Origin of the sequence: Sphingomonas sanguinis NBRC 13937 (genome assembly GCF_001591005.1) — a bacterium.
In the GTDB taxonomy this organism is placed as follows: Bacteria; Pseudomonadota; Alphaproteobacteria; order Sphingomonadales; family Sphingomonadaceae; genus Sphingomonas; species Sphingomonas sanguinis.
In genome coordinates this window covers 1-23,858 of the sequence record NZ_BCTY01000032.1, presented here as the reverse complement: position 1 = coordinate 23,858, position 23,858 = coordinate 1, and the positions used below count along the sequence as shown (strand labels likewise).

The following is a 23,858-nucleotide window of genomic DNA, read 5'->3' as shown; positions in this document are numbered from 1 at the left end:
GAGCAACCTTCTGTATACGTCAACCCGCCGCCTATTTCAGCGCGCGGCGCAGGGCGGCGATGGACCGCCCCGCTGGCGTGTCATCGAACTTGCCCGCATAGCGCGGATCGACCCGCCAGAGTCCCCCTTCCTCGCGCAGCACCACGGCGGTGCGGAAATGCGCGTTGGGCGAGGACGTGTCGTAGATCAGGCCGATCCGCTGCCGCTGGCCATCGGGCGGCAGGATGCCCGCCGCGACCAGCGCGTCGCAGCTATAGGCATCGGTATCGTCGACCCCCAGGGTCATCAGCCGCTGTCGATCGATCGTCACGCCGCATTGCCCGGCGGACAGGCCGCGATTTTCGACGACCCGGAACCCAGCCAGCGTGACCCGACGCTTGTCGGTCAGCGTGATCGCCACGGGCTTGCCGTCCGGCGTGCCCGCCGATGTCGCGGCCGGAGAAGGCGAGGGCGCCGAAGGAACCGCAACACTGGGGTCCGATCCATTGTCGGGCTGGGCAGGAACCGAGCGCGCAGGGGCCCCGCAGGCGAGGAGCAGCAGGGCGGCGGGCAAGCCGATGATCGGGTGGGCGCGCATCCTCATCTTACTCCAGCGGGTTGACGCGCCGGGGCCGGTGTCGCGGGGGCGAACCGCTCATAGGCCCGGCGCATTTTGCCGTCATAATCATTCTGCGCATAATTGGGTCCGTTATAGGCGCGGGCGAACGCCGCCCAGTCGCGCGCCTTGATCGCCTTCTTCATGCCCGGATTGGCAGCGACGAAATGGACGAAGGCCTTCAGATGCTCGGACCGGCGCAGCATCATGGCGTCGACAAAGGCGGCGACGGTGGGATGACCTGCATCGCCGTGATTTTCACCCATGATCTGGAACAGGCCCCAGGACGCCGATTTCAACGCGGCGGTTTCATCCAGCATCGCCGCCCGGCGCAGGCGGTCATATTGCCGCGATGACGGGCCGTAGCCGCCTGCGCGTGGGGTGGAAATATCCGGATGGCTGCGATTGTAGAGGCCATGGCTGTGCTTGGCGAATTTGTGCCGCTCGAACAGGATGATCGGGCGGCCCATCATGTCCCAGGGTTCGTCCTTGGCCTCGGTATCCGCCACCGCCTTGATCGCGGCGACCTCGCACCCCAGGGTGGTGGCGGCGGTCGCATAATCGGCCTCGGTCAGCGTGTCGCCCTGATGCGCCCAGCACAGCGACCGAAAGATGCGATGCTGCGGCCCGGCGATCTGGTCGAGGTCGAGCCGGGCGAGCGTTCCGCCGCGCGGCGACACCACGCCATCGGGCACGGCTAGCGCCGCGCCGTCCTTCTGAAAGCCCAGGATCGCCCGCGCGGTGGCGGCGTCATACTGGCCGTTGATATCGGGCGGCGGCGCGCCGTCCAGCCAGCGGGCGTGGCGAACCAGCAGACGCTGGATGGCGGTGACATCGTCGGGATGGTTGGGGGCTCCGCGCCCCACGGCCGCTCGAATCGTCGTCATGGCGCTCTTCCTGTCATGGTAACGGGAACAGACGGCCAGACTGCACGATCCGTGGCGCGGATCAAGCCTCGTGCGGTGGACGCGACCGCCCCATCGGTCAGGTGATGGGGCGGCCTGATGGCGGGGGCGCTTAGCGTTCCGACAGATAATAGCGGTCGGTCGGGGTCAGGTCGTCCGCCAGTTCATAGACGATCGGCTGCGCGGTCGGGATTTCCAGGCCCGTGATCTCGTCGTCCGGGATGTTCGACAGATGCTTGACCAGCGCGCGCAGCGAGTTGCCGTGGGCGGAGATCAGCACCCTGTTGCCGTCGCGCAGCGCAGGCGCGATCCGCTCCTCCCAATAGGGCAGGACGCGGGCGATCGTGTCCTTCAGGCTTTCGGTCTGCGGCACGTCGATGCCCTTGTAGCGGATATCGTTCGACACATCGAACTCGCCGCCCGCCTCGGCCGGGGGCGGGGGAACGTCGAAGCTGCGGCGCCAGATCTTGACCTGCTCGTCGCCATGCTTGGCCGCCGTCTCCGCCTTGTCGAGGCCGGTGAGGCCGCCATAATGACGCTCGTTCAGCCGCCAATGCTTCTCGGTCGGGAGCCAGAGGCGACCCATGGTCTCCAGCGCCAGGTTCAGCGTCTTGATCGCACGAGTCTGGAGGCTGGTGAAGGTCAGGTCGAAGTCCAGGCCCTTCTCCGCCATCATCGCGCCCGCCGCGCGCGCCTCGGCGGCCCCCTGCGCGGTCACGTCGACGTCCCACCAGCCGGTAAAGCGGTTTTCCAGGTTCCAGGCGGACTGGCCGTGGCGGATCAGGACGAGCTGGGGCATGGAAACTCCTTCTATGTGATGACGCCCGCATAGAGCGGCGGGCACGCGGGGTCGAGGTCAGCCGCGAAAACGGGCCTGGGTAGAGGCGGGATTGGCCTTCAGTACGCGGCCCATGCGGGTCGGCCGGTCGAGCAGTTCGCCGCCGCAATCGGGGCAGGTTTCGTCCAGCTCGTCGGCGCATTCGGCGCAGAAGGTGGTCTCCAGCGAACAGATGAACGCGCCGCCCTGGGACGGGGGCAGGTCCGCGCCGCAGCGTTCGCAATCGGGGCGCATCTCCAGCATCAGGCGGCGACCTCGCGCACCACGTCGCAGATGCGGTCGACCAGCGTTTCGACCTGGCGCTTGTCCTCGCCCTCGGCCATCACGCGGATGACCGGCTCGGTGCCCGACGGGCGGATGACCAGGCGGCCGCGCCCGGCCAGCTCGGCTTCGGCGGCGGCGATGACACCCTGCACCTTCTCATGCTCCAGCGGCTTGCCGCCCGCGAAGCGGACATTCTTGAGCAGCTGCGGCAGCGGATCGAACCGGTGCAGCACCTCGCTGGCGGGCGCGCCTGCGCGCTTCAGCTCGGCCAGCACCTGAAGCGCGGCGACCAAGCCGTCGCCGGTGCGCGCATAGTCGGACAGGATGATATGCCCCGACTGCTCGCCGCCGACATTATAGCCGCGCGTGCGCATCGCCTCCAGCACATGGCGGTCGCCGACCTTGGTGCGGATCAGGCCGAGACCCTGTGCGGCGAGATGCCGCTCCAGGCCCAGGTTCGACATGACGGTGGCGACCAGGCCGCCACCCGCCAGCCGCCCTTCGCGGGCATAGCTGGTCGCGATCATGGCCATCAGCTGGTCGCCATCGACGACTTGGCCATGCTCGTCGACGATGATGAGGCGGTCGGCATCGCCGTCCAGCGCGATGCCGATGTCGGCACCGCTGGCGACCACCGTCTCGGCCAGCGTCTGCGGCGCGGTCGAGCCGACACCGTCATTGATGTTGGTGCCGTTGGGGGTCACGCCGATCGCGACCACGTCCGCGCCCAATTCCCACAGGGCGGCGGGGGCGACCTTATACGCCGCACCATTGGCGCAATCGATCACGACGCGCAGGCCGTCCAGGCGCAGCGCCTGCGGGAAGGTCGACTTGGCAAAGTGGATATAGCGGCCCGCCGCGTCATCGACCCGGCGCGCCCGGCCGATCTTGCCCGAGGGGACCAGCGGCACATTCTGCTCGATCAGGTCCTCGATCGATTCCTCGGCCTCGTCGGACAGCTTGTAGCCGTCGGGGCCGAACAGCTTAATGCCATTGTCGGCGAAGGGATTGTGGCTGGCCGAGATCATCACGCCGATATCGGCGCGCATCGAATGGGTCAGCATCGCGACCGCGGGCGTGGGCAGCGGGCCGAGCATGACCACATCCATGCCGACGCTGGTGAACCCGGCGACCAGCGCCGACTCAAGCATATAGCCCGACAGGCGGGTGTCCTTGCCGATCACGACGCGGTGGCGGTGGTCGCCGCGCTGGAAATAGGCCCCGGCGGCCATGCCGACCTTCATCGCCATCTCGGCGGTCATCACCGCGCCGTTGGTCGCGCCGCGAATGCCATCGGTGCCGAAATATTTTCTTGCCATACGGCCTGGTTCCTGCCGGTCTAGAAGGGGAAACATCAAGTGGTCGCGTCCCGTTTAGCGTGACCTTTCCAAAAGCTCAAAGACGTCAAAGGCATCCCATGTCCCGTGCCACGCTGATCCTGTTATGCCTCGCCGCCGGTCTGCTGGCGGGCGTGGGGGTGGCGACCCTGTCGCCGCAAGCCGCCGGATGGGGAATCGGCGTGGCGGGGCCGGTGGGGACGCTGTGGCTGAACGGGTTGCAGATGACGGTCATCCCGCTGGTCGTCACGCTGCTGATCACCGGGGTGGCGACGACGGCGGAGGCGGCGCAGGCGGGGCGCATCGCCGGGCGGGCGATCGTGACCTTCCTCGGCCTCGTCACGCTGACCGCGACGATGGCGGCGCTGGTCACCCCGGTGCTGCTGCATCTCGTACCCATCCCGCGCGGCGCGGCGGCGGCGCTGAAGACCGCGCTGGGCCATGCCGCACCGGTCGGACCGACCCCGCCGATCAGCGAATTCCTGACCGGGATCGTGCCGACCAACATCTTTGCCGCCGCGACCAACAATGCGCTGTTGTCGCTGATCCTGTTCACCCTGGCCTTCGCCTTTGCGATGACCCGGATCGAGGGCAGCGGCCGGGCGCAGCTGCTGGGGTTCTTCACCGCGATCCGCGATGCAATGCTGGTCCTGATCGGCTGGGTCTTGTGGCTGGCCCCGCTCGGCGTCTTTGCGCTGGCCTTCGTCGTCGGGGCGAGCGCAGGGAGTGCGGCGTTCGGGGCACTCCTTCATTACATCGCGACAATCGCCAGCATCGGCGTCATCGTCATGCTGATGGCCTATGCCGTCGCCGCCATCGCCGGCCGCGTGCCCCTGCCGCGCTTCGCCCGTGCGCTGGCCCCGGCCCAGGCGGTCGCCATTTCGACGCAAAGCTCGCTCGCCAGCCTGCCCGCCATGGTCGAGGGGACGAAGACGCTGCGCATCGCCCCCGCCACCTCCAGCCTGGTGCTGCCCATGGCGGTCGCTATGTTCCGGGGGACGCAGCCCGCGATGAACGTGGCGGTCGCGCTTTATATCGCCGACTGGTTCGGGATCGTGCCCGGCCCGGCGGCGGTCGCGGCGGCGGTGGTGGCGGCGATCCTGGTCTCGCTGGGGTCGGCGAGCCTGCCGTCGCAGATCACCTTCTTCGCCTCGATCGCGCCCGTCTGCGTCGCGCTGGGGGTGCCCGCCGCGCCTTTGGGGCTGCTCATCGCGGTGGAGACGATTCCCGACATTTTCCGTACCCTCGGCAATGTCAGCATGGACCTTGCCGCCACCGCGACCGTTTCGCGCTGGAGCGGCACGATCGATGAGGAACGCCCATGAAATATCGCACACTCGGCCCCGAGTTCGAGGTCTCCGCGCTGGGCCTGGGCTGCATGCCGATGGCCGGTGTGGGTCGGAATATGTATGGCGAGGCGAACGAGGCGGAGAGCATCGCCACTATCCACCGCGCGATCGAGCTGGGCGTGACCCTGTTCGACACCGCTGAAATCTATGGCCCGCTGGTCAATGAGGAACTGGTCGGCCGCGCCATTCGCGGCAAGCGCGACGCGGTGGTGATCGCGACCAAGTTCGGCTTTCTCTATGACGAGAACGGGATGACGGGCGTCGACTCGACCCCCGCCAATGTCCAGCGCGCCTGCGAGGGATCGCTCAAGCGGTTGGGCGTCGAGACGATCGACCTGTTCTACCAGCATCGCGTCGATCCCAATGTCCCCATCGAGGACACGGTCGGCGCGATGGCTCGCCTGGTCGAGCAGGGCAAGGTCCGGCGGCTGGGCCTGTCGGAGGCGAGCGCCGAGACGATCCGCCGCGCCGCCGCCGTCCATCCGATCGCGGCGGTCCAGTCGGAATATTCGCTATGGGAGCGTGACGTCGAATCGGACATCCTGCCGGTGGTGCGCGAACTGGGCATCGGCTTCGTACCCTACAGCCCGCTGGGGCGCGGCTTCCTGACCGGGCAGATCACCCGGCGCGAGGACCTGCCCGAGGGCGATTATCGGCGGAACGACCCGCGCTATTCGGAACAGAATTTCGACCGCAACATGCAGCTGGTCGAGGTGGTGAAGACCATCGCTGCTGCGCATGAGGCCAGTGCGGCACAGGTGGCGCTGGCCTGGCTGCTTGCGCAGGGCGACGACATCGTGCCGATCCCGGGCTCCAAGCGCCGCACGACGCTGGAGGACTCGATGAAGGCGGCGGAGTTGGTGCTGTCGACGGAGGATCTGGCGAAGCTGGACCAAGCCGCCCCGCGCGGCGGCACTGCCGGGCCACGTTATGGCGAGCGGGCGATGGCGATGACGCGGCTCTGATTTTGGTTCGCGCGGAGGAGGCGTATCCCGCCGTCAGGCTGCCCTAACACCATGACGGTGCGGCAAAGCCGAACGCCAAAATACGCTGAGGCGTTGAAGCGCGCCCGAACCTCTGTGCGTCTCCGCGCGAACGAAAAAGCCGGTCTGCCGCTCGAAACGACAGACCGGCCCTTCGTTACAGCGGCTTCTGTTCCAGCCGGGTATCGACACCCGCTGCTGCCGGTTCGGCCAGTTCCTTGTCCCCGGCCAGCGCCGCGTCGGCCTTCAGCAGATCGAGGTGCATCAGCTTGGCAATGAAGGGCGACACGACCAGCACCACCACGCCGATCCCGATCGAGAACCAGCCGATCCGCGTATAGACGTCGAGCACCTTGTCGGGCCCTGCGCCCTCGCCACCGGTCGCCTGGGCGATCAGGCCGGCGATGAAATTGCCCGCCGCCGTTGCCAGGAACCAAGTGCCCATCATCAGCCCCGTCATGCTGGGCAGCGACAGCCGCGTCATCGCCGCCAGGCCCACTGGCGAGAAGCACAGCTCGGCCATGGTATGGATCAGATAGACCAGGATGACGAAGATCACCGGAGTCGGCATGCCCGCATAGGCGGCCGCGCCTGCCACCAGCACCATGAAGCCTGCGCCCACGCCGACCAAGCCGATGCCGAACTTGAACGGCGCGCTGGGCTCCCATCCGCGCTTGCCCAGGATCGTCCACAGTGCGGCGAACAGCGGGGCGAGCAGGATGATGAAGATCGAATTGACCGACTGGAAGGCCGAGGCCGGGATGGTCCAGCCCAGCAGCGTCCGGTCGACCGAACGGTCGGTATAGAGGTTCAGCGACGAACCTGCCTGCTCGAACAAGGCCCAGAACAGGGGGCAGAGCGCGATCAGGAACAGCGCGGCGAGGATGCGGTCGCGGTCGACGTTGGGCAGTTGGAACACCGCACGCCACAGGATGAAGATCACGGTGGCGGCGGCGAATACGACCAGCAGCGTGCCGACCGCATCCTGATGCTGGATCAGCTGCCACACGCCCAGCGTGGCGACGATCGCGCCGAGATAGATCAGCCACTCACGCGACAGCCCCGCGACCACGGGCGCGCGCAGTACGGGCAGCGAGGGCGCCTCGCCCGCGCCGTGCAGTTCGCGCTTCAGCGCGATGAAGGCGATCAGGCCCAGCACCATGCCGACACCCGCCGCGCCGAAGCCATAGGCCCAGCCCACCGTCTCGCCCAGCACGCCGCACACGATCGGCCCCAGCGCGCCGCCCACGTTGATGCCCATATAGAAGATCGAAAAGGCGGGATCGCGCCGCATGTCGTCGCGCGCATAGAGCTGCCCCACCAGCACCGAGATATTGGCCTTCAGGAAACCGGTGCCGATCACGATCGACGCGAGCGCGAGGTAGAAGCCCTCCAGATAGGCCCCTTGCGCGCCTTGCGGCCCCTCCATGAGGGCGATCAGGATGTGGCCGAAGGCGATGAACAGCCCGCCCGCCATCACCGCACGTCTCGCCCCCAGATAGCGGTCGGCCAGATAACCGCCGATGACCGGGGTCACATAGACCAGCGAGGTATAGGCGGCGTAGATGCCGAACGCCGGTTCATCGGCGAACAGGAAATGTTTGGTCAGGTAGAAGACCAGGATGGCGCGCATTCCGTAATAGGAAAAACGCTCCCACATCTCGGTGAAGAACAACAGGAACAGGCCTCGGGGATGGCCCAAAACCGTTTTGCCGCGCGCGGCGGCCTCATACGCAGTCGCCATGCCGGCGTTCACTCCATCGGGATCGCCCCCTGCGCGCCATGGGCGCGCAAGCGGGCGTAATGGTTTGGTAACCTAACGCCAAAGCCGCGACTGTAAATATCATGCGCAACGCCGTAAGGATCGAACCCATGACGGACATGATTTTCAACGACCGCACGACGCCCCTCACGCTGCTCGCGACACGCCGTTCGGGCAAGCCGCGCGATCTGGTCGCACCGGGCCCCGATGCCGCGCAACTGGCGGAGATGCTGACCATCGCGGCGCGCACGCCCGACCATGGCAAGCTGGCCCCCTGGCGCTTCGTGGTCATGCCGACGGAGGCGCGGGCCAAACTGGCTCAGGTCATCACCACCGCCTATCGTGCGGAACGACCGCAGGCGAGCGGCACCGAAATCGCCTCGCTCGAACAATTCGCGCATCAGGCCCCCGATCTGGTCGTCGTCCTGTCGTCGCCTCGCACCGACAGCCATATTCCGCTGTGGGAACAGGAATTGTCGGCGGGGGCGGCGTGCATGAACCTGCTCCATGCCGCGCACGCCATGGGCTATGCAGGCGGCTGGCTGACCGGTTGGCCCGCCTTTTCGGACGCGGTGCGCGATGCGTTCGGGGCCGCGCCGGAGCGGATCGTCGGCTTCGTCTTCATCGGTACGCCCGGCCGTCCGCTCGACGAGCGGCCGCGCCCTGACATGGCGCGGATGGTCTCGACCTGGCACGGATAAGGCGATCCGGCCGTGCGACGGATGTGCAAACGATGTGAGGGCGACCTCTCGACTTTTGCTCGCTCATGCTGTATTAACCCGGCATGACAGCTCTTAGCGGCGACGACAGCCCGGTTTACATCCGCCTGCGCGGCACGATCGCGGCAGGCATCCTCAACGGCACCTACCGGACGGGGGACCAACTTCCCTCGGTCCGCGCGCTCGCCGCCGAACAGGGCGCGAACCCGCTGACGGTCGCCAAGGCCTATCAGAGCTTTCAGGACGACGGTTATGTCGAGGTGCGGCGCGGGGTCGGCATGTTCGTCCTGCCGGGTGCCGCCGATCGCCTGCGCGCCGCCGAGCGCCAGACCTTCCTGTCGGTGCAGTGGCCGCGCATCCGCGACCATATCGAGCTTATCGGCCTGGACGCGACCGACCTGCTCCGCGTCGAGCGCGTCTGAGCTTCGGACGGGCGGCCCAGCCGATCAGGCCGGTCACTGCCGCCCATAGGGCCAGCAAGCCGGTCAACGCGGCGAGCGGCCGCCAGACCCAGGGCATGGCCTGTCCGCCGTGCAGGCGGTGGACCCAGGACAACATCACCGGCACCGCATGACCGGGCGCGGAGACCGCGCTGGCGCTGTCGTCGGCTACCTTCACGATCGCCGGATCGCTCCCGGTGAAGTGGAGCGTCCAGTCGGGCGAGCGCTCGGTCGGCCAGTCGATCGCAGTGAGCGTGCCCCGCGACCAGGCACGGCCGCTGGTCACCACGCGCTCCAGGGACAGTGCCGGGCGAGCGACCGGCCGGGCAGGGAGGGCACCTGACGGGTTGCCTGAAAAGGCCAGGGCCACGCCGCTCGCGGTCATCACCAGAACCGGCACCGCCGACCAGAGCCCGACCCTGCGATGCCAGGCGGTGGCGCGCTCGCCCTTGTGCATCCGGCGATTTGTCGCGCGCTTGGGACCTTTACGCGTCGCCTGCGTCCACAACCCTGTCAGGCTGGCGAGCAACACACCCAACCCGATGGTGCCGACGATCCACCGTCCCGCGCCCGACAGGAACAGCCCGTCATGAAGGCGACGGATCGCGCCTATCACCCCGCCATCCTGCCAGCCGCTGGCGAGCACCGTGGCGGTAGCAGGATCGAGAAATAGCAGGCGCCGTGCCCGGTCGCTGCTTCGCTCCAGCGTCACGATGACGGGCGACGATCCCTGCTCCAGCGAGAGCGCGGCGATCCGCTCGCCGGGGCGCAGGCGGCGATGCGCGGCCTCGGCATAGGCACCGGGCGCAATGCGGGTCTCGCCGCTGATCCGGTAGCGGGCGGGAGAGGCGATCCGCTCGATCAGCGGGGCACTGGCCAGGATCGTGCCCGACAGCGCCAGCGCGATGGCGAACAGCCCGATCGCCAGCCCCAGCCAGCGATGGACCCGCAATCCCCGGTTGCGATGCGAAATTCCGGCCACAAACACCCCGAAACAGACGGCGCGCCCTGCCGGAGGCGAGGGGCGGCGTCAATCGACTCTACCCGATCTCGGTTCAGGCTGAACGGAAGGCGGGATGGGGCGCGCAGGGGCGCGGAGAAGGGGTGGCTGTCGAGTCGACATTCATTCCTCCCCTGCAAGGGGAGGGGGACCATCCGAAGGATGGTGGAGGGGTATCACCGCTTGCTGTCGAGGTCCGCCATCGCAAACCGGGCACCCCTCCGTCAGCCCTGCGGCCTGCCACCTCCCCTTGCAGGGGAGGAATTGGAGAGATGTATCGACCCCCGCCTCTTTACACTTTGGCGCGTCAAATTACCGTCGCAGGAACAACCACGACCGGATCGCGCTCGCCAGATTGGGCGGGTCGTCCGCCACGATGCGCAGCGCGTCGATCTCCGCGACCAATGCCGACAGCGGCAGGGCGTGCGCCATTGCCGCCTCTTCCAGCGCGGTCCAGAACACCGGTTCCAGGCTGATCGAGGTCGCATGGCCCGCGATGGTGATCGAGCGTTTCACCGGGCCGACAAAGCCCTCCGCCGGGGCCGCGATGCGGCTCATTCGGTGTCGAACAGGCTGGCCAGCTGCTCGATGATCGTGCCGCCCAGCTGCTCGGCGTCCATGATCGTCACCGCGCGCGCATAATAGCGGGTCACGTCATGGCCGATGCCGATCGCGATCAGCTCGACCGGGCTCTTGCTCTCGATCCAGCCGATCACCTGGCGCAGGTGGCGTTCCAGATAGCTGCCCGAATTGACCGACAGCGTCGAATCGTCGACCGGCGCACCATCGGAGATGACCATCAGGATGCGCCGCTCCTCGGGCCGCGCGATCAACCGGCTGTGCGCCCACATCAGCGCCTCGCCGTCGATATTCTCCTTGAGCAGCCCCTCGCGCATCATCAGGCCGAGATTGTTGCGCGCGCGCCGCCATGGCTCGTCGGCCTGTTTATAGACAATATGGCGAATGTCGTTCAGCCGTCCCGGCTGCGGCGGACGCCCGGCGGCGAGCCACGTTTCCCGGCTCTGCCCGCCCTTCCACGCACGGGTGGTGAAGCCGAGAATCTCGGTCTTCACCCCGCACCGCTCCAGCGTGCGCGCCAGAATGTCGGCGGAGATGGCCGCGATGCCGATCGGCCGCCCGCGCATCGAGCCCGAATTGTCGATCAGCAGGGTGACGACGGTATCGCGGAAATCGGTATCCCGCTCGATCTTGTAGGACAGCGACTGGCCGGGATTGACCACGACGCGGGCCAGCCGCGCCGCGTCGAGAATGCCCTCTTCCTGATCGAAGTCCCAGGACCGCGACTGTTGCGCCATCAACCGGCGCTGCAAGCGGTTGGCGAGTTTCGACACCGCCGACTGGAGATGCGCCAGCTGCTGGTCGAGATAACCGCGAAGCCGCGCCAGTTCGTCGGCGTCGCACAGCTCTCCGGCGGCAACCACTTCGTCGAACTGGGTGGTCCAGGGCTTATAGTCGAACTGCGACGCCAGATCGTTCAGCGGGCGATTGGGCCGCGTCGGCTGGCTACCCTCGTCGCCATCCTCGCCGGGTTCGCCGTCGAGATCGTCGAGCGAGTCCTGGCTCTGCTCCTGCGACTCGCCGTCCTCGCTGTCCGAGTCGCGCTTTTCGGCGCGGGCCTCGACCTCGCCTTCGCCCTGGCCCTGTTCGTCGTTATCCTCTTCGCTCTCGTCCTGCTGCTGTTCGTCCTCGCCTTCCTGATCGTCGCCGCCTTCATCGGCCTGGTCGGGTTCGGCGGGCGGCTCGGCGAGTTCGAGATCGGCGAGCATCTTGGCGGTCAGCGACTGGAACGCCTTCTGGTCGTCCATCGCGCCCGCCAGCGCGTCGAGGTTGGTCGCCCCCTCCAGCCAGTCGCGGACCAGCGCCAGGGCGGGCGCGGTTTCGACAGGCGAAGGTCGCCCGGTCATCCGTTCCCGCAAGAGGAGCCCCAGCGCGGTCGACAAGGGCACCTCGTCGCGGTTGCGCGCACGGGTCAGCGGGTCGGAGCGCAACCGTACGTCCAGCGCATGGGCGAGATTGTCGCCGATCCCGGCATAACCGCGCGCACCCAGCGCCTCGATCCGCGCCGTCTCGACCGCGTCATAGACCGCGCGCGCCACCGCCTCGACCGGGGCGGCCTTGGCGTGGAGTGCCGTGTCGTGCAGCTTCAGCCGCAGCGCGAAGGCGTCGGCGAACCCGCGTGCCTCGGCCACCTGTTCGGCGGGCAGCGCCCGGCCGGGCATCGGCACGCGGATATGCTTGCCCGAGGAGGTCGGCGCATCGGCGGTGAAGGCGAGCTCGACCTCCGGCTCCTGCGCGATGGTACGCGCGGTGCCGCCGAGGACCGCCTTGAACCGGTCGAGGGGTGTGTCGTTGCCCAAGAGGATCAGGCCCGGCCGACGACGCTTTCGGGCAGGTCCTTGCCGAAGACGCGCTGATAATATTCGGCCACCAGCGCGCGCTCATTCTCGTCGCACTTGTTGAGGAAGGACAGGCGGAAAGCAAAGCCTGGATCGCCGAAGATCAGCGTGTTCTGCGCCCAGGTGATGACCGTGCGCGGGCTCATCACGGTCGAGATATCGCCGTTGATAAAGCCCTTGCGGGTCATGTCGGCGACGCGGACCATGTTCTCGACCAGCTGCTTGCCGTCGGGCTTGTCATATTCGCCCGACTTGGCGAGCACGATCTGCGCCTCGGTCGCGGCGGGCAGATAGTTGAGCGTGACCACGATGTTCCAGCGGTCCATCTGGCCCTGGTTGATCTGCTGCGTGCCATGATACAGGCCGCTGGTGTCGCCCAGGCCGACGGTGTTGGCGGTGGCGAACAGGCGGAACCATGGATTGGGGCGGATGACCCGGTTCTGGTCGAGCAGGGTCAGCTTGCCCTCCGTCTCCAGCACGCGCTGGATCACGAACATCACGTCGGAGCGGCCCGCATCATATTCGTCGAAGACGAGCGCGGTCGGCGTCTGGAGCGCCCAGGGGAGCAGGCCCTCGCGGAACTCGGTCACCTGCTGCCCGTCCTTCAGGACGATGGCGTCGCGGCCGATCAGGTCGATACGGCTGATATGCGCGTCCAGGTTGATGCGGATGCACGGCCAGTTCAGGCGCGCTGCGACCTGTTCGATATGGCTCGACTTGCCGGTGCCGTGATAGCCCTGCACCATCACGCGGCGGTTGTGCGCGAAGCCCGCCAGGATCGCCAGCGTCGTGTCGGGGTCGAACACATAGGCGGGATCGAGATCGGGGACGCGCTCGTCCGACACCGAAAAGGCCGGAACCTCCATGTCGGTGTCGATGCCGAACAGGTCGCGCACCGACACCATCTTGTCGGGTGCATCGAGAATCGTCGTATCGCGGCTGTCGGGAAGCGTATTCGGGATGTTGGTCATCAGGCCCTCGTCTCGTCGCTCAACGCCTTAGGCCAAGCGCGGCTCCCTACTCAATGCCGCTGATCGCCAAGATACGCGAAGCGCGCGAGATTGCGGGCAGGGCGTTTCGGGGTCATCCTGTCCTGTGATTCGGCGGGATGAGAGGTGGCGCAGTCGCCCGACGAGGCCGAGAGTTTCACAGGGGTGGGGTGATTATGGCCAATTTCATCTGGTACGAATTGCTGACCGATGATGTCGCGGCGGCGCAGGATTTCTATGCGCGCCTCATCGGCTGGCAGGTCGGCGATAGCGGCATCGCCGATATCGACTACCGCATCGTCGCGACGCCCGAGGGCGAGGCGATCGGCGGCCTGATGCAGCGGCCGCCGGGTTCGCCGGGCGGGGCGGTCTGGCTGGGATATCTGCCGGTCGTCGATGTTGATGAATCGGTCGAGGCGATCGTCGAGGATGGTGGCCAGGTGCTGATGCCCGCCTGGAGCATGGCGGGGGTGGGGCGCATGGCGCTGGTCACCGATCCGCTGGGCGCGCCCTTCTACATCATGGCGGCCGAGGCAGATCAGCCGTCGCGCGCCTTTGCCGAACACGGGCGTGGCGACACGACCGGCCATGTCAGCTGGAACGAGCGGATCGCCAGCGACCCCGACCGCGCGCTGGCCTTTTTCGGACGGCATTTCGGCTGGACGCATCAGGGCGGGATGCCGATGGGCGAGCTGGGCGAATATCGTTTCTTGGCGGACGGGCCGGTGGTGCTGGGCGCGCTGATGGGCTGCCCGCCGGGGGGCACGCCGGGGTGGCGATTCTATGTCTCGGTCGAGGATATTGATGTCGCGGCGGCGCGGGTGACCGAGGGCGGCGGGACGATCGAATATGGGCCGGTGGAGATTCCCGGCGGGGAGTATTCGATGGCGGCGCTCGACCCGCAAGGCGCACGGTTCGGGTTGGTCGGGCCGCGGAGGTAAATTCCTCCCCTGCAAGGGGAGGGGGACCGCCGCGAAGCGGTGGTGGAGGTGGCGTGCCGCAAAGGTCGCCCTATGTAGAGGCCCCCCTCCGTCAGCGCTTCGCGCTGCCACCTCCCCTTACAGGGGAGGAATAAAGGTCACGCAAACGCCGGGGCTTGGCGCAGCTGCTGGTATGCCGCGATGACCTTTTGCAACCGGGCCTCCTGGCTGCGGTCGCCGCCATTGCGGTCGGGGTGATAGCGTCGGACCAGCTCGCTATAGCGTCGCCGGAGCGCGCTCCGGTCGGCATTGGCCTCCAGCCCCAAGACCTTCAGGCTTTCGCGGTCCTGCCCCGACAGCGGCTTGCCGTCCGAGCGTTCGGGCGCGGCCTCGCGGCGATAGCGCGCCGCGATGGCGTCCAAGGGATCGGAGAAATCGGCCCAGCGCGGCCCCGGATCTGTCCCCCCTTGCGCAAAGGCGCGCGTCTCGCGCTCCCAGCCCGCATAGGGGCGCTGGGCGCGGTGGATCTCGTCGGCGCTCATGCCGTCGAAGAAATTATAGCGGCTGTTGAAAGCGCGGACATGTTCCAGGCAGAACCAGCGGAACTGGCCGGGGCCATCGCCGCTGCGTGTTCCTTCGGCCGGCGGCGCGCGGAACTCGCCCGCCTCGTCGCAACCGGCGTGATCGCACACGCGGTCGCTATTCTCGACCCGGCCGTGAAACCGGGCACCGGGCTTGTCCCTGGGGGTATCGCTGCTCGACCGACGCGCCACTGCTATCCGCTTGTCCCGAAAAACCGTCTATATAGGGGCCATGACCGATATCACCACCGCTCCTATCGCCGATCAGATCACCGCCCGCCTGACCCAGGCGCTGGCCCCGACTCACCTGGAGGTCATCAACGAAAGCGCGATGCATCGCGGCCATCTGGGCGATGACGGCACCGGCGAAAGCCATTTCCGCGTCGTCATCGTCTCGCCCGCCTTCGCAGGCCAGTCGCGCGTCGCCCGTCAGCGTATGGTGAACCACGCGCTCGCCGATCTGTTGTCGGAGCGTATCCACGCGCTGGCGATCAGCGCGAAGGCGCCCGAGGAGTAAGCGAATGTCCTATGATCTGTGGTACTGGCCCGGCCTGCCGGGTCGCGGCGAATTCGTCCGGCTGGCGCTGGAGGCCGCAGGTCTGCCCTATCGCGACCGGGGCGTGGAGGAGGGTGCCGAGGCGCTGCTCGACGATATGGAGGAGGGCGAGCGCCCGCCCTTCGCGCCGCCCTATCTGTGTGTCGAGGGGCAGCGAATTGCGCAGGTCGCCAACATCCTCCACTGGCTGACCGAGCGCCATGATCTGGCGCCGGTGGCCGAGCGGACATGGCTCAACCAGCTGCAACTGACGATCAGCGACATGGTGGCGGAGGTACATAACGTCCATCACCCGGTCGCGATGATGGCCTATTATCACGAACAGAAACCCGAGGCCGCCCGCGCCGCCGCGCAATTCCGGAGCGAGCGTATCCCCAAATTCCTCGGCTATTTCGAGCGCGCGCTGGGCGACCGGCAGTGGATGGCGGGCGAGCGCTGGTCGCCGGTCGACACCTCGCTGTTCCAGCTGGTGGCGGGCCTGCGTTACATGTTCCCGGCGCGGATGGCGGCGGTGGAGGGTGATTACCCCCGGCTGATCGCGCTCCATGATCGGGTCCGGACGCTTCCCGGCATCGCCGCCTATCTGGACAGCGAGCGGCGACAGGCGTTCAACGAGGACGGAATCTTCCGCCATTACCCGGAGCTCGACGCCGCATGATTCGCCAACCCCGCCCCGCCGCGCGCATCCTGCTGGTCGATGCCGCCGGGCGGACCCTGATGTTCCGCTTCACCCCCGATGACCGACCGCCTTTCTGGTGCACGCCCGGCGGTGCGGTCGATCCCGGGGAAAGCTATGAGCAGGCCGCGCGCCGCGAATTGCGCGAAGAGACCGGGCTCGACCGCGATTGCGGGCCGCAGGTCGCGCGGCGGCAGGTCGAGTTTCGCACCATCGAGGGTGTCGAGGTCGAGGCGGACGAGCGCTATTTCCGTGTCGACATCGACGCGCATGACGTGACCGGCGCGGGCCACACGCCGCTGGAACAGCGGGTCATGCAGAGCTGGCGCTGGTTTTCCCGCGAAGAACTGGCGGCGCACGACGAACCCTATTTCCCGACCGATCTTCTCGACTTGCTCGACGCCCCAGAGTCGACCCCCACGGAGCCCACCCATGTTTGACGATTTTCTGCTGCGCACCTTGCAGCCCTCCAGCCACGATCTGGGCGGGTTCAAGGTGCATCGCACGCTGCCCAACAAGGAGCGGACGATGGTCGGCCCTTTCATCTTCTTCGACCAGATGGGCCCGGCGCAGCTGCAACCCGGCTCGGGCATCGACGTGCGGCCGCATCCGCATATCAACCTGGCGACCGTCACCTATCTGTTCGACGGCGCGATCGGCCACCGCGATTCGCTGGGCACCGATCTGGTCATCGAGCCGGGCGCGGTGAACCTGATGACGGCGGGGCACGGCATCGTCCATTCCGAACGCTCGCCGGGCGAGATGCGGCCACAAGGCCCGGTCCTGTCGGGCATACAGACCTGGCTTGCGCTGCCCGAGGCGCAGGAGGAGATCGATCCCTGCTTCGAGCATGTCGGCGCCGACGCCCTGCCCGAAATCGAAGGACAGGGCGCGACCGCGCGAATCATCATGGGGGAGCTGTGGGGACAGCGCGCGCCGACCACGACCTATGCAGGCACCATCTATGCCGACATCGCGCTGGAGCCCGGCGGCAGCATCCCCATCGATGCGGCGGCCGAGGAACGCGCCGTCTATTGCGCGCTGGGCGAAGCGAGCCTGGAAGGCATGCCGCTGGAGCCGCAGCGGCTCTATATCCTGAAGCCGGGAATCGCTGCGACCCTGCGCTCCGAATCGGGCGGGCGGGTGATGCTGTGTGGTGGCGATGCGTTCACGACACCCCGCCATGTGTGGTGGAATTTCGTCTCTTCCCGCCGCGAACGGATCGAAGAGGCCAAGCGGGCGTGGAAGGCGCGGGAGTTCCCGACCGTGCCGGGCGATGATGCCGAGCGGATCGAAATCCCGGAGGTGCCCAAGACCGTCAGCTATCCGTGAGCCTGGGAGCCCCTCTCCCGGCGGGGAGTTTCAGGTCGGTCATGCCCCCAGCATGACCTCAACGATGCGGGGCATCGTTTACCTGAAACTGGGTTGAGGAGGGGAAAGGGCCACAAGCGTTGGTCTCGGTGAGACTCCCGGCCCTCCCCCAGCCCCTCCCGCCTGCGGGAGGGGAGAAGCGCCCGGTGAGGGTTGAAGCCGTTTTCATCGTTCGGCCTGAGCGAAGTCGAAGGCCATGGGCCAACGCCTGAACGTGAAAACAGCTCACTCAGCCAGCGAACCGCTAAAACACCATCAATGTGAACGTATCCGATAAAGCTGCACGAATCCGACACGAATTTCTGCGGCTTTGGCGAACAGTGTCCCTTGGTGCACTTCATCAAGGGCGCTCTTGGGAAGCGTCCAGACCGACAGAGCTGCACCATGTCCTGTTAAGACCGAAGATACGTCCGATTTCGGTAGTCCGCTACAGGAAATTTCATGAACCGCGTCGGAAGTCCAAAAGGCGAGCAAGCTGGGGGTTCCAAGGGCGCCTCTCGCGTTTAGATGACGCACTCCGCCGGGACCTGATCTGATGGATCGAAGGGAACCTCATCGTATCGCTGGGCTCCACCGTTCTACGCCATCGGACAGGCTGCTGGTTCGAACGTGTGGTGAAGTGGAATCAGGCCTGCCGCGGAGGTTAGCCTCGCCTTAAGCAGCAATGCGCGTCACGAGCACAGCCTGTTCACGCTTATGACGTCCCGGCTAGTCCAGTTCTGCCGGGACGTCATTGCAATATTAGTTCAAAGTGGAGGCCATCGTACTGAGGAGGTGATGGGTGAGGCGATTGGCGTCAGCATCCTCGGCCATTCCCATCCAATCATCCCACCGGTCGAGACGCGTGCAGAGCCAATCATAGAACGCGTCCCTGCGCTGTTCGTCGGCGAAGGTAAGAATCCAGACGGTCTGGCGGACGCGGATCGGACCAGCACTTTTGGCCGACAGCACCACCGCAGCCTTGTTGGCGAACTGCGATCTGAGAAAGGCCCGGTCCCATCCGGCTGCCTTGCTCTCTATGTGCGCCACCCTGGATTCGCGGTCCGCTAACGAAGTGCCGAGGGTGGCGAGCTCGGCCTTTGGCGGGATCGTTCCATTGCTGCCGATCCTATCGGTCTTTTCCGTTGCCACCAGCATGGCGAGCACCGAACGACCGAGCGAGGTCAACATTTCCGAGGTGAGGCTCGCGTTGGCGATGAGTCCGGTCGATCTGAGACACTGTTTCACCCACCATGCGTGGTCAGCATTGCCCTCGAAGATATCCATGACGATCTCGCGCTCGTCGACGTTTCTCCGGAGCATGGCCATCAGGACCGACTGCACTTTATCAAGCCGGTCGGGCGGAATGCGGCCATAGTCGCTGCGGCCATTGAGAAAGCCGAACCAGAAGGCGTCGCGGACGGTCCCCCACTCGTCTCCGTTCTGATCCACGAGAACGGGCGGCTGGCCGCCGCGGGGCTCAAGCCGCAGGTGGCTGCCCCAAGGCTCATCGATGCACATGGCTTCGGTCATTCGCTCAGCCCTCCGTCTTGCCGTTGGTGAGCTGGCGATCGGAGACGATCCTAGTGGTATGGCCATCAGCAGAAAGGGCATGCAGCTGATGAGCGAGCTTGAGACACTCGCGGTAGACGAAGTTCTCGTCCCGATAGACGGGGAGCGAAATCCCGAGCGGAACACGATCGGCCCTCGACGAGCGGCTGCCATCGGGACGCAGATCGGTTGCCTTGTCGCAGGAGAAGCCGAACCACCACGCATCGTCTTCAGGCCCATGACCGGGGATCAGGCGCTGCGGTGAGGCGGGTTTGGCTATGATGGCATCGCGGGCCGGGGTCTGCCGGAAAATTGGACGCGGAACGTGGCAGACGCTCGTGTCTTCTGGCACGTTCCGCTGGCACTCTGCCGCATAGGTGACGCCGCCATGCACCCTGAGGTCGAATGCCACGATCGCGGCAACGCTCAGGCCAAAGAGCGGATGGGACGGCGGCACAGCGACGAAACCTTCCAAGCAGCCGGTCGCCCGCGAGCGCCGGATAATGCAGTCCAGGCCAGTGGTCCGGTCACGCCACGCGATCTTGTCGGCTTCGGCGAGCCAGGGTCCGCTGCCCGCCGGATGGACGGCCGGCACATGAAACACCGCCTCGACCGGCACGATGTCGGTGCCGCCGTTCATCAGGTGCGGGATATCATAGGTAGCCTGATCCGCGAGCGGGGGCATGTCGTGGTTCATGGGCATCTTCGTTTTCCCTATTTGAGCCGCATCGTTGCGGCTGGTGGTGGAACACTCAGGGGGGGCGCGTCTCGTCGGACTTCGACGCCGCCAAAGGTCAGTGGATCATGCGACTGGTGTCGCTCGGCCAAGCGTAGCCGATGGGGTTCCAGGCGGCGGTGGGCACGAAGGCATGACGCTCCTCGAGGAGCTCGATCGCCATGACGGCCGTCGCCTCATCGCGTACGAAACCCTTCACGAGGAGGAGGTCGACGGCATTGTTGCCGTCCCAACCGCGCGGGAACGATGCGTGAGCGAGGTCGTGCATGTTCCGGCAGGCGAGACCTGCAGCCACACACTTCTGCGCCATGTGGAGGCGGATGTCGGCGTATCCGAGATCGTTGCGCAGGATACGCGTGAGCCTTTTGGCCATCCGGAGGGCGCGGTCGTGCCGCCCAACCGCCATGCCTCCGACATTCCGCGTCAGCAGCTTATCCATGTCGTGCTCCTTCCATGTGAAATTCAACGATTGCGCGATCCCAGCCGGCGGGGCCGAGCCGTGGGATCGGCCCACCCGGCTTGAGCGCCTCGGGGACTTTGCGGGCCCCCTCCATCCAGCGGTGGCGGATCTCGCCAGCGGCGATGCGCCTGCGAGCCATCCGCAGCACGACCTCCCGGTGAAGGCGGGTTGCAGCAGTCTTCGCGTCCCCGAGCTCGCCAGCGATCGATTTGAGCAGAGTGGCTGGCGTCAGGTTCAGTACGTCGACGGCGTCGATCCGGCTGATCTGGTCATCGAACAGAAAATTGGGATGCGCCATCGGCTCGAAAGCAAGGCGCGCATCACGAAGGCACCGGCGATTCGGAAGACGGACACGCGCGAGAAGAGGAGCTTCGCCAACTTCGAGCGCGAAAGGCTGCAGGCGGTCCCGCATCGCGACGAGGAGAGGGCCGTAAGGCTTCTCGGCACTGCCCATCGCCTTGAGCGCATCATAGGCAGGCACCCAGCCATCCCCGCTGGCGACCGCCGCGCGTCGGATGTCCGCCTCGAGCTCTTCAAACCCGCTCCGGCTGATCTGCCGTCCTAAAGAGACGGCAAGGACACGTGCGTCGGTGATCTCCTCAAGTACTTCGAGGCAAATAAGCTGTTCGATCCCATGGTAGGTGGTTCCGAGCTTTTCGGCAGCGGCGGTGACCCGCATCCGATCCCTGAACACCTCGCTTGCCGCTGTCAGACTTGTGGCATCGTAGGTTGCGAAGGCGTGACGCTCACCACCGCTCCGCACGATCTGGTCCACAAGGCCGCTGCGATAGAGGTGCGTGAACTTGCGCGATCCCATGCCAAGCAGTCGGATCGCCTCCTGGCCGCCGACAAGGCCGGGAGCGAAGTCGTGGACGACGCCCCTCGATCTGACGCTCCAGGTAAAGATCGAGGGATGTGCCTTGACCACGAGTTCGGAGAGCTCGGGCCACGAGCGACGCGGACGAAAGTCCGCCCGTAGACGCCGTACGGTACGGTCGAGGGTAATGGCGTCATTGGAGCGCCCAAAGCTGGCCAGTAGGTCTTCGATACATCCGGGCCAAGCGGTGAGAAGGTCGGCAGCCTGCACAAGCGTGTCGACGATCGTGTCCCTAGGCAACTTGCTTTGCCTCTGCCGGGGCGTCTCGCCGGCTGGTCCGCCGAAGGCGCAGGCGAGCGTCCATCCAAGCTCGAAAGCTGCTCCTCGACCGATGTCGCGCACGTCCGGATGCAAACGCAGGATCGCCGGTTCGTATCGCGCGGGATCCGGAGAGATCAGATCGAGGAGCGGATCCACGATATGCCGGAGCCCTTCATCGAAGGTCGAGTCGAACTGACGAAGATCCTCCTTGCAAGCGTCGCAGACGGCCACGCCTTCGGCTCGATGCCAGCGTAGATCGGCAGCGCATGCAGGGCATCTCTCGATAACGAGCCCCCCGGTCTCTGTGCACCATGGCACTAATCGGTGATTCCAGATCGCCCGGTGGTGCGGCGTCTCGCGAAGCGTGCGCGGACAGATTCGGCGAGCACGGAAGTCGAGATCGCAGGCCATGACGTTCGTGCCGAAGAAGTCGACGCGGATCGTCCGATATGGCGTGGGTACCGGCTCATGGAAGCGCTCGACCAGGTCCGCCTTGGTAACGCCCAGTACCCGAGCCAGATCGGTCAACCTTTCGGGTCGCGAGATGGCCATGTCGAAGTGCGCGTGATGGGGGTACTTGGCGGCAGCCAGGATGTGAGCCACCGTCCCGTGCATGTTTCGCGCCGCAACGCGTGAAACGAGCCCCATCAGGCTTTCGCCTGGTTCTGGCGCCAGCGGCAGGAGAACCGACGGAATGTCGCGGCTGATCTCGGCCATGTCAGTTCGGCCTCGGGCCGAAGTCGGCCCAGCGAACGTTGCTGACGAATGGGTCGTAGTCGATGAAGCCCTGCACCATGGCCCAGGACTGCGTTGCCGCTGACAGATCGCAGACCTCGATCATCTCGGCATTCCTGGACAACGCTTCGGCGAGGGCGGACCTGACGAGGTTAGAAACTCTCCCCAGCACCCCGTTGGAGACCGCCATCAGGCAAGTGAGGCGATTGCCTTTGGCAAGGCCCGAAAGACGGGTCGTAAGCCCGCTATCGACCAGTGCCTTGTCCAAGCCGTGAGCATAGGCCTTGAAAGTCGCCCGCTGCGTCTCGTTCCAGATGTCAAGCGGTGGCAGATCGCAAGGCGGATGCAGACGGTTGGCGAGCTGCTTGTTAGCATTGAGGAAGGGTGCCGCGTCATCGATGCCGATGAAAACGAGCGGGCAGATCGCGTCGTCGAGCACGCGCTTCAGCGTATCCGTCACATCGCTTCGCGGCGTGCTGCGATACTGGAGGTGCTGCACCTCGTCGATGATCAACAGCTTTACGCCGCGTTCCCGCAGGCCGAGATAGGACCGTTTCTGCAGCACCTCCTCGGTGCCCTTCTCGTAGAAGCCGTCTCCCAGCTCGCGCAGGATGGACGAGAAGAGCCCCACAGACGACCCCAGATTGGGCACGCCGATAGGCGCATAGGGATTCAGATGCCCTTGCGGATTGCCAACTGTTCTATCCTCGTGGACCGCCCCCACGGTGATGGCGTTGATCGCCTCTGCAGGGCTGAGAATGACACGTCGACCTTTGAAATTCTCGACGCTGCGAAGGAGGACAATCTGCCGCTCATTTGATGGTGCCGCGTCGAACTGCGCACAGCTGGTATACGTGTCGAGGTCAAACGTATCGATGACATTTCCTGCGCTCACCACAAACAGGAGCCGATATTGGTGGCTGAGGTGGTCGAGTAGTTTGGCCCAATTGCTGGGGCGGCGAGAGAAAGGTGCTTCGCGATCACAGATCGAATGGTTGAGGATGACGATGTTGCTGTCATCTCTCAGGTTTCCATCCTCGTCGGCGACCAAGGCCAATACGGCTCGGTAAACCATTCCGATTGGAAGCTTGTCCGGAGGCGTCGTTTCCACGCTGAGCGATTGCGGAGCGCCCAAGATTGGAACGGAGGCAATTGTGCGATTTAGAGGAGGCTCGTACGCGTCGAGATCTCCGTGTATGATGAACGAGGCCATCGCAGTGCCATGCGCACGTCGATCGACCGGTACTGCCACGCCGGGAACTTCAACCTCGGTTATTGCAATCCGGTTAGCAAGCAAGTCATGGCGGTCGATGGGATATCCATCGAGGACAGCGGCGATAGGCGATCTATCGTCCGGTCGAGTTGGCGCACGGCGCGCAGACTCGATTCTGGCGGCGCGGTCAGCACCGACGGCCTCCACCAGATCTACGATAGCGCCGCCGCTCTCCAGCGGCTTGGCTGCATAGAGGGATTGTGGGCGCACACGCATGAGGCGATCGGCCTCGGCGATCGGACCCTCCAGGCCAGCCAGCGCCTCCGCTTGCCCCGCAGAAAGTG

At 66.1% G+C, this 23,858-nt stretch carries 25 protein-coding genes; 9 read left to right on the top strand and 16 right to left on the bottom strand.

Annotation, left to right across the window (positions count from 1 at the left end; translation table 11 throughout):
- Positions 1-31: 31 nt before the first annotated feature.
- The 5 genes from SSA01S_RS13040 to glmM all read right to left on the bottom strand — a co-directional run bounded on the left by SSA01S_RS13040 (position 32) and on the right by glmM (position 3,921).
- On the bottom strand, positions 32-583 hold the full coding sequence (locus tag SSA01S_RS13040; protein ID WP_156477781.1) for a hypothetical protein: 552 nt from the start codon (positions 581-583) through the stop codon (positions 32-34).
- The gene (locus SSA01S_RS13035) at positions 580-1,482 is read right to left on the bottom strand and encodes an N-acetylmuramidase domain-containing protein (RefSeq protein WP_082795079.1); all 903 of its coding nucleotides are present in this window, start codon (positions 1,480-1,482) and stop codon (positions 580-582) included. Before SSA01S_RS13035 ends, SSA01S_RS13040 begins: the two co-directional genes overlap by 4 nt.
- 130 nt (positions 1,483-1,612) lie before the next feature.
- A complete protein-coding gene (gene gpmA, locus SSA01S_RS13030) occupies positions 1,613-2,299 on the bottom strand; it encodes a 2,3-diphosphoglycerate-dependent phosphoglycerate mutase (RefSeq protein WP_056432082.1) in 687 nt (228 codons plus the stop codon).
- Positions 2,300-2,356: 57 nt separating this feature from the next.
- Complete coding sequence (locus SSA01S_RS13025) at positions 2,357-2,581, bottom strand: DUF1272 domain-containing protein (RefSeq protein WP_058753351.1); 225 nt, start codon at positions 2,579-2,581, stop codon at positions 2,357-2,359.
- Positions 2,581-3,921, bottom strand: a complete 1,341-nt coding sequence (gene glmM / locus SSA01S_RS13020) for a phosphoglucosamine mutase (protein WP_058716708.1) — start codon at positions 3,919-3,921, stop codon at positions 2,581-2,583. The genes SSA01S_RS13025 and glmM overlap by 1 nt, the downstream gene beginning before the upstream one ends.
- Before the next feature lie 98 nt (positions 3,922-4,019).
- Here glmM and SSA01S_RS13015 point away from each other — a divergent pair, with 98 nt between their 5' ends.
- Positions 4,020-5,264 carry a dicarboxylate/amino acid:cation symporter gene (locus SSA01S_RS13015; RefSeq protein ID WP_061780670.1) on the top strand — a complete coding sequence of 415 codons (1,245 nt, stop codon included), beginning with the start codon at positions 4,020-4,022 and terminating at the stop codon, positions 5,262-5,264.
- The gene (locus tag SSA01S_RS13010) at positions 5,261-6,253 is read left to right on the top strand and encodes an aldo/keto reductase (RefSeq protein WP_061780669.1); all 993 of its coding nucleotides are present in this window, start codon (positions 5,261-5,263) and stop codon (positions 6,251-6,253) included. The genes SSA01S_RS13015 and SSA01S_RS13010 overlap by 4 nt, the downstream gene beginning before the upstream one ends.
- A gap of 175 nt (positions 6,254-6,428) precedes the next feature.
- On the opposite strand, the gene SSA01S_RS13005 is transcribed toward SSA01S_RS13010, so the two are convergent.
- Positions 6,429-8,015, bottom strand: coding sequence for a peptide MFS transporter (locus tag SSA01S_RS13005; RefSeq protein ID WP_061780682.1), 1,587 nt, complete (start codon positions 8,013-8,015; stop codon positions 6,429-6,431).
- Between the two features lie 140 nt (positions 8,016-8,155).
- Between SSA01S_RS13005 and SSA01S_RS13000 the strand changes: the two genes are divergently transcribed.
- Complete coding sequence (locus tag SSA01S_RS13000) at positions 8,156-8,734, top strand: nitroreductase family protein (protein ID WP_061780681.1); 579 nt, start codon at positions 8,156-8,158, stop codon at positions 8,732-8,734.
- An 83-nt stretch (positions 8,735-8,817) separates the two neighbouring features.
- Complete coding sequence (locus SSA01S_RS12995) at positions 8,818-9,174, top strand: GntR family transcriptional regulator (protein WP_061780668.1); 357 nt, start codon at positions 8,818-8,820, stop codon at positions 9,172-9,174.
- Here the strand turns inward: SSA01S_RS12995 and SSA01S_RS12990 are convergent.
- The 4 genes from SSA01S_RS12990 to cobS form a co-directional block, all read right to left on the bottom strand.
- Positions 9,128-10,174: a PepSY-associated TM helix domain-containing protein gene (locus tag SSA01S_RS12990; protein ID WP_167348919.1), complete on the bottom strand. Its 1,047-nt coding sequence runs from the start codon at positions 10,172-10,174 to the stop codon at positions 9,128-9,130. The two genes, SSA01S_RS12995 and SSA01S_RS12990, sit on opposite strands and share 47 nt — an antisense overlap.
- 330 nt (positions 10,175-10,504) lie before the next feature.
- Complete coding sequence (locus SSA01S_RS12985; RefSeq protein ID WP_061780666.1) at positions 10,505-10,750, bottom strand: ribbon-helix-helix domain-containing protein; 246 nt, start codon at positions 10,748-10,750, stop codon at positions 10,505-10,507.
- Complete coding sequence (gene cobT, locus SSA01S_RS12980; RefSeq protein ID WP_061780665.1) at positions 10,747-12,570, bottom strand: cobaltochelatase subunit CobT; 1,824 nt, start codon at positions 12,568-12,570, stop codon at positions 10,747-10,749. The genes SSA01S_RS12985 and cobT overlap by 4 nt, the downstream gene beginning before the upstream one ends.
- Before the next feature lie 5 nt (positions 12,571-12,575).
- Positions 12,576-13,580 (bottom strand): cobaltochelatase subunit CobS, encoded by a 1,005-nt coding sequence (gene cobS / locus SSA01S_RS12975; protein WP_061780664.1) that lies wholly within the window; start codon positions 13,578-13,580, stop codon positions 12,576-12,578.
- A gap of 194 nt (positions 13,581-13,774) precedes the next feature.
- Here cobS and SSA01S_RS12970 point away from each other — a divergent pair, with 194 nt between their 5' ends.
- The gene (locus SSA01S_RS12970; protein WP_061780663.1) at positions 13,775-14,539 is read left to right on the top strand and encodes a VOC family protein; all 765 of its coding nucleotides are present in this window, start codon (positions 13,775-13,777) and stop codon (positions 14,537-14,539) included.
- Positions 14,540-14,676: 137 nt separating this feature from the next.
- Here the strand turns inward: SSA01S_RS12970 and SSA01S_RS12965 are convergent, their stop codons facing one another.
- Positions 14,677-15,291, bottom strand: a complete 615-nt coding sequence (locus SSA01S_RS12965; RefSeq protein WP_058716698.1) for a J domain-containing protein — start codon at positions 15,289-15,291, stop codon at positions 14,677-14,679.
- A gap of 40 nt (positions 15,292-15,331) precedes the next feature.
- On the opposite strand from SSA01S_RS12965, the gene SSA01S_RS12960 reads away from it, so the two are divergent.
- From SSA01S_RS12960 to SSA01S_RS12945, 4 genes are read left to right on the top strand one after another with little or no spacing between them, the layout of a single operon-like run.
- On the top strand, positions 15,332-15,616 hold the full coding sequence (locus tag SSA01S_RS12960) for a BolA family protein (RefSeq protein ID WP_058731947.1): 285 nt from the start codon (positions 15,332-15,334) through the stop codon (positions 15,614-15,616).
- 4 nt (positions 15,617-15,620) lie between these two features.
- Positions 15,621-16,313, top strand: a complete 693-nt coding sequence (locus SSA01S_RS12955) for a glutathione S-transferase (RefSeq protein WP_061780662.1) — start codon at positions 15,621-15,623, stop codon at positions 16,311-16,313.
- The gene (locus SSA01S_RS12950; protein ID WP_061780661.1) at positions 16,310-16,771 is read left to right on the top strand and encodes an NUDIX hydrolase; all 462 of its coding nucleotides are present in this window, start codon (positions 16,310-16,312) and stop codon (positions 16,769-16,771) included. Before SSA01S_RS12955 ends, SSA01S_RS12950 begins: the two co-directional genes overlap by 4 nt.
- Positions 16,764-17,663, top strand: a complete 900-nt coding sequence (locus tag SSA01S_RS12945; protein ID WP_061780660.1) for a pirin family protein — start codon at positions 16,764-16,766, stop codon at positions 17,661-17,663. The genes SSA01S_RS12950 and SSA01S_RS12945 overlap by 8 nt, the downstream gene beginning before the upstream one ends.
- 780 nt (positions 17,664-18,443) lie before the next feature.
- Here SSA01S_RS12945 and SSA01S_RS12940 read toward each other — a convergent pair.
- From SSA01S_RS12940 to SSA01S_RS12920, 5 genes are all read right to left on the bottom strand, one after another.
- Positions 18,444-19,214 carry a hypothetical protein gene (locus SSA01S_RS12940; RefSeq protein ID WP_156477780.1) on the bottom strand — a complete coding sequence of 257 codons (771 nt, stop codon included), beginning with the start codon at positions 19,212-19,214 and terminating at the stop codon, positions 18,444-18,446.
- 4 nt (positions 19,215-19,218) lie between these two features.
- Positions 19,219-19,929 (bottom strand): hypothetical protein, encoded by a 711-nt coding sequence (locus tag SSA01S_RS12935; protein ID WP_061780658.1) that lies wholly within the window; start codon positions 19,927-19,929, stop codon positions 19,219-19,221.
- A gap of 97 nt (positions 19,930-20,026) precedes the next feature.
- Positions 20,027-20,407 (bottom strand): hypothetical protein, encoded by a 381-nt coding sequence (locus tag SSA01S_RS12930; protein WP_061780657.1) that lies wholly within the window; start codon positions 20,405-20,407, stop codon positions 20,027-20,029.
- Positions 20,400-22,283, bottom strand: coding sequence for a TniQ family protein (locus tag SSA01S_RS12925; protein WP_061780656.1), 1,884 nt, complete (start codon positions 22,281-22,283; stop codon positions 20,400-20,402). Before SSA01S_RS12925 ends, SSA01S_RS12930 begins: the two co-directional genes overlap by 8 nt.
- A 1-nt stretch (position 22,284) precedes the next feature.
- Positions 22,285-23,858, bottom strand: a 1,574-nt coding sequence (locus SSA01S_RS12920; RefSeq protein WP_156477779.1) for a TniB family NTP-binding protein, incomplete at its 5' end; no start/stop codon positions are given.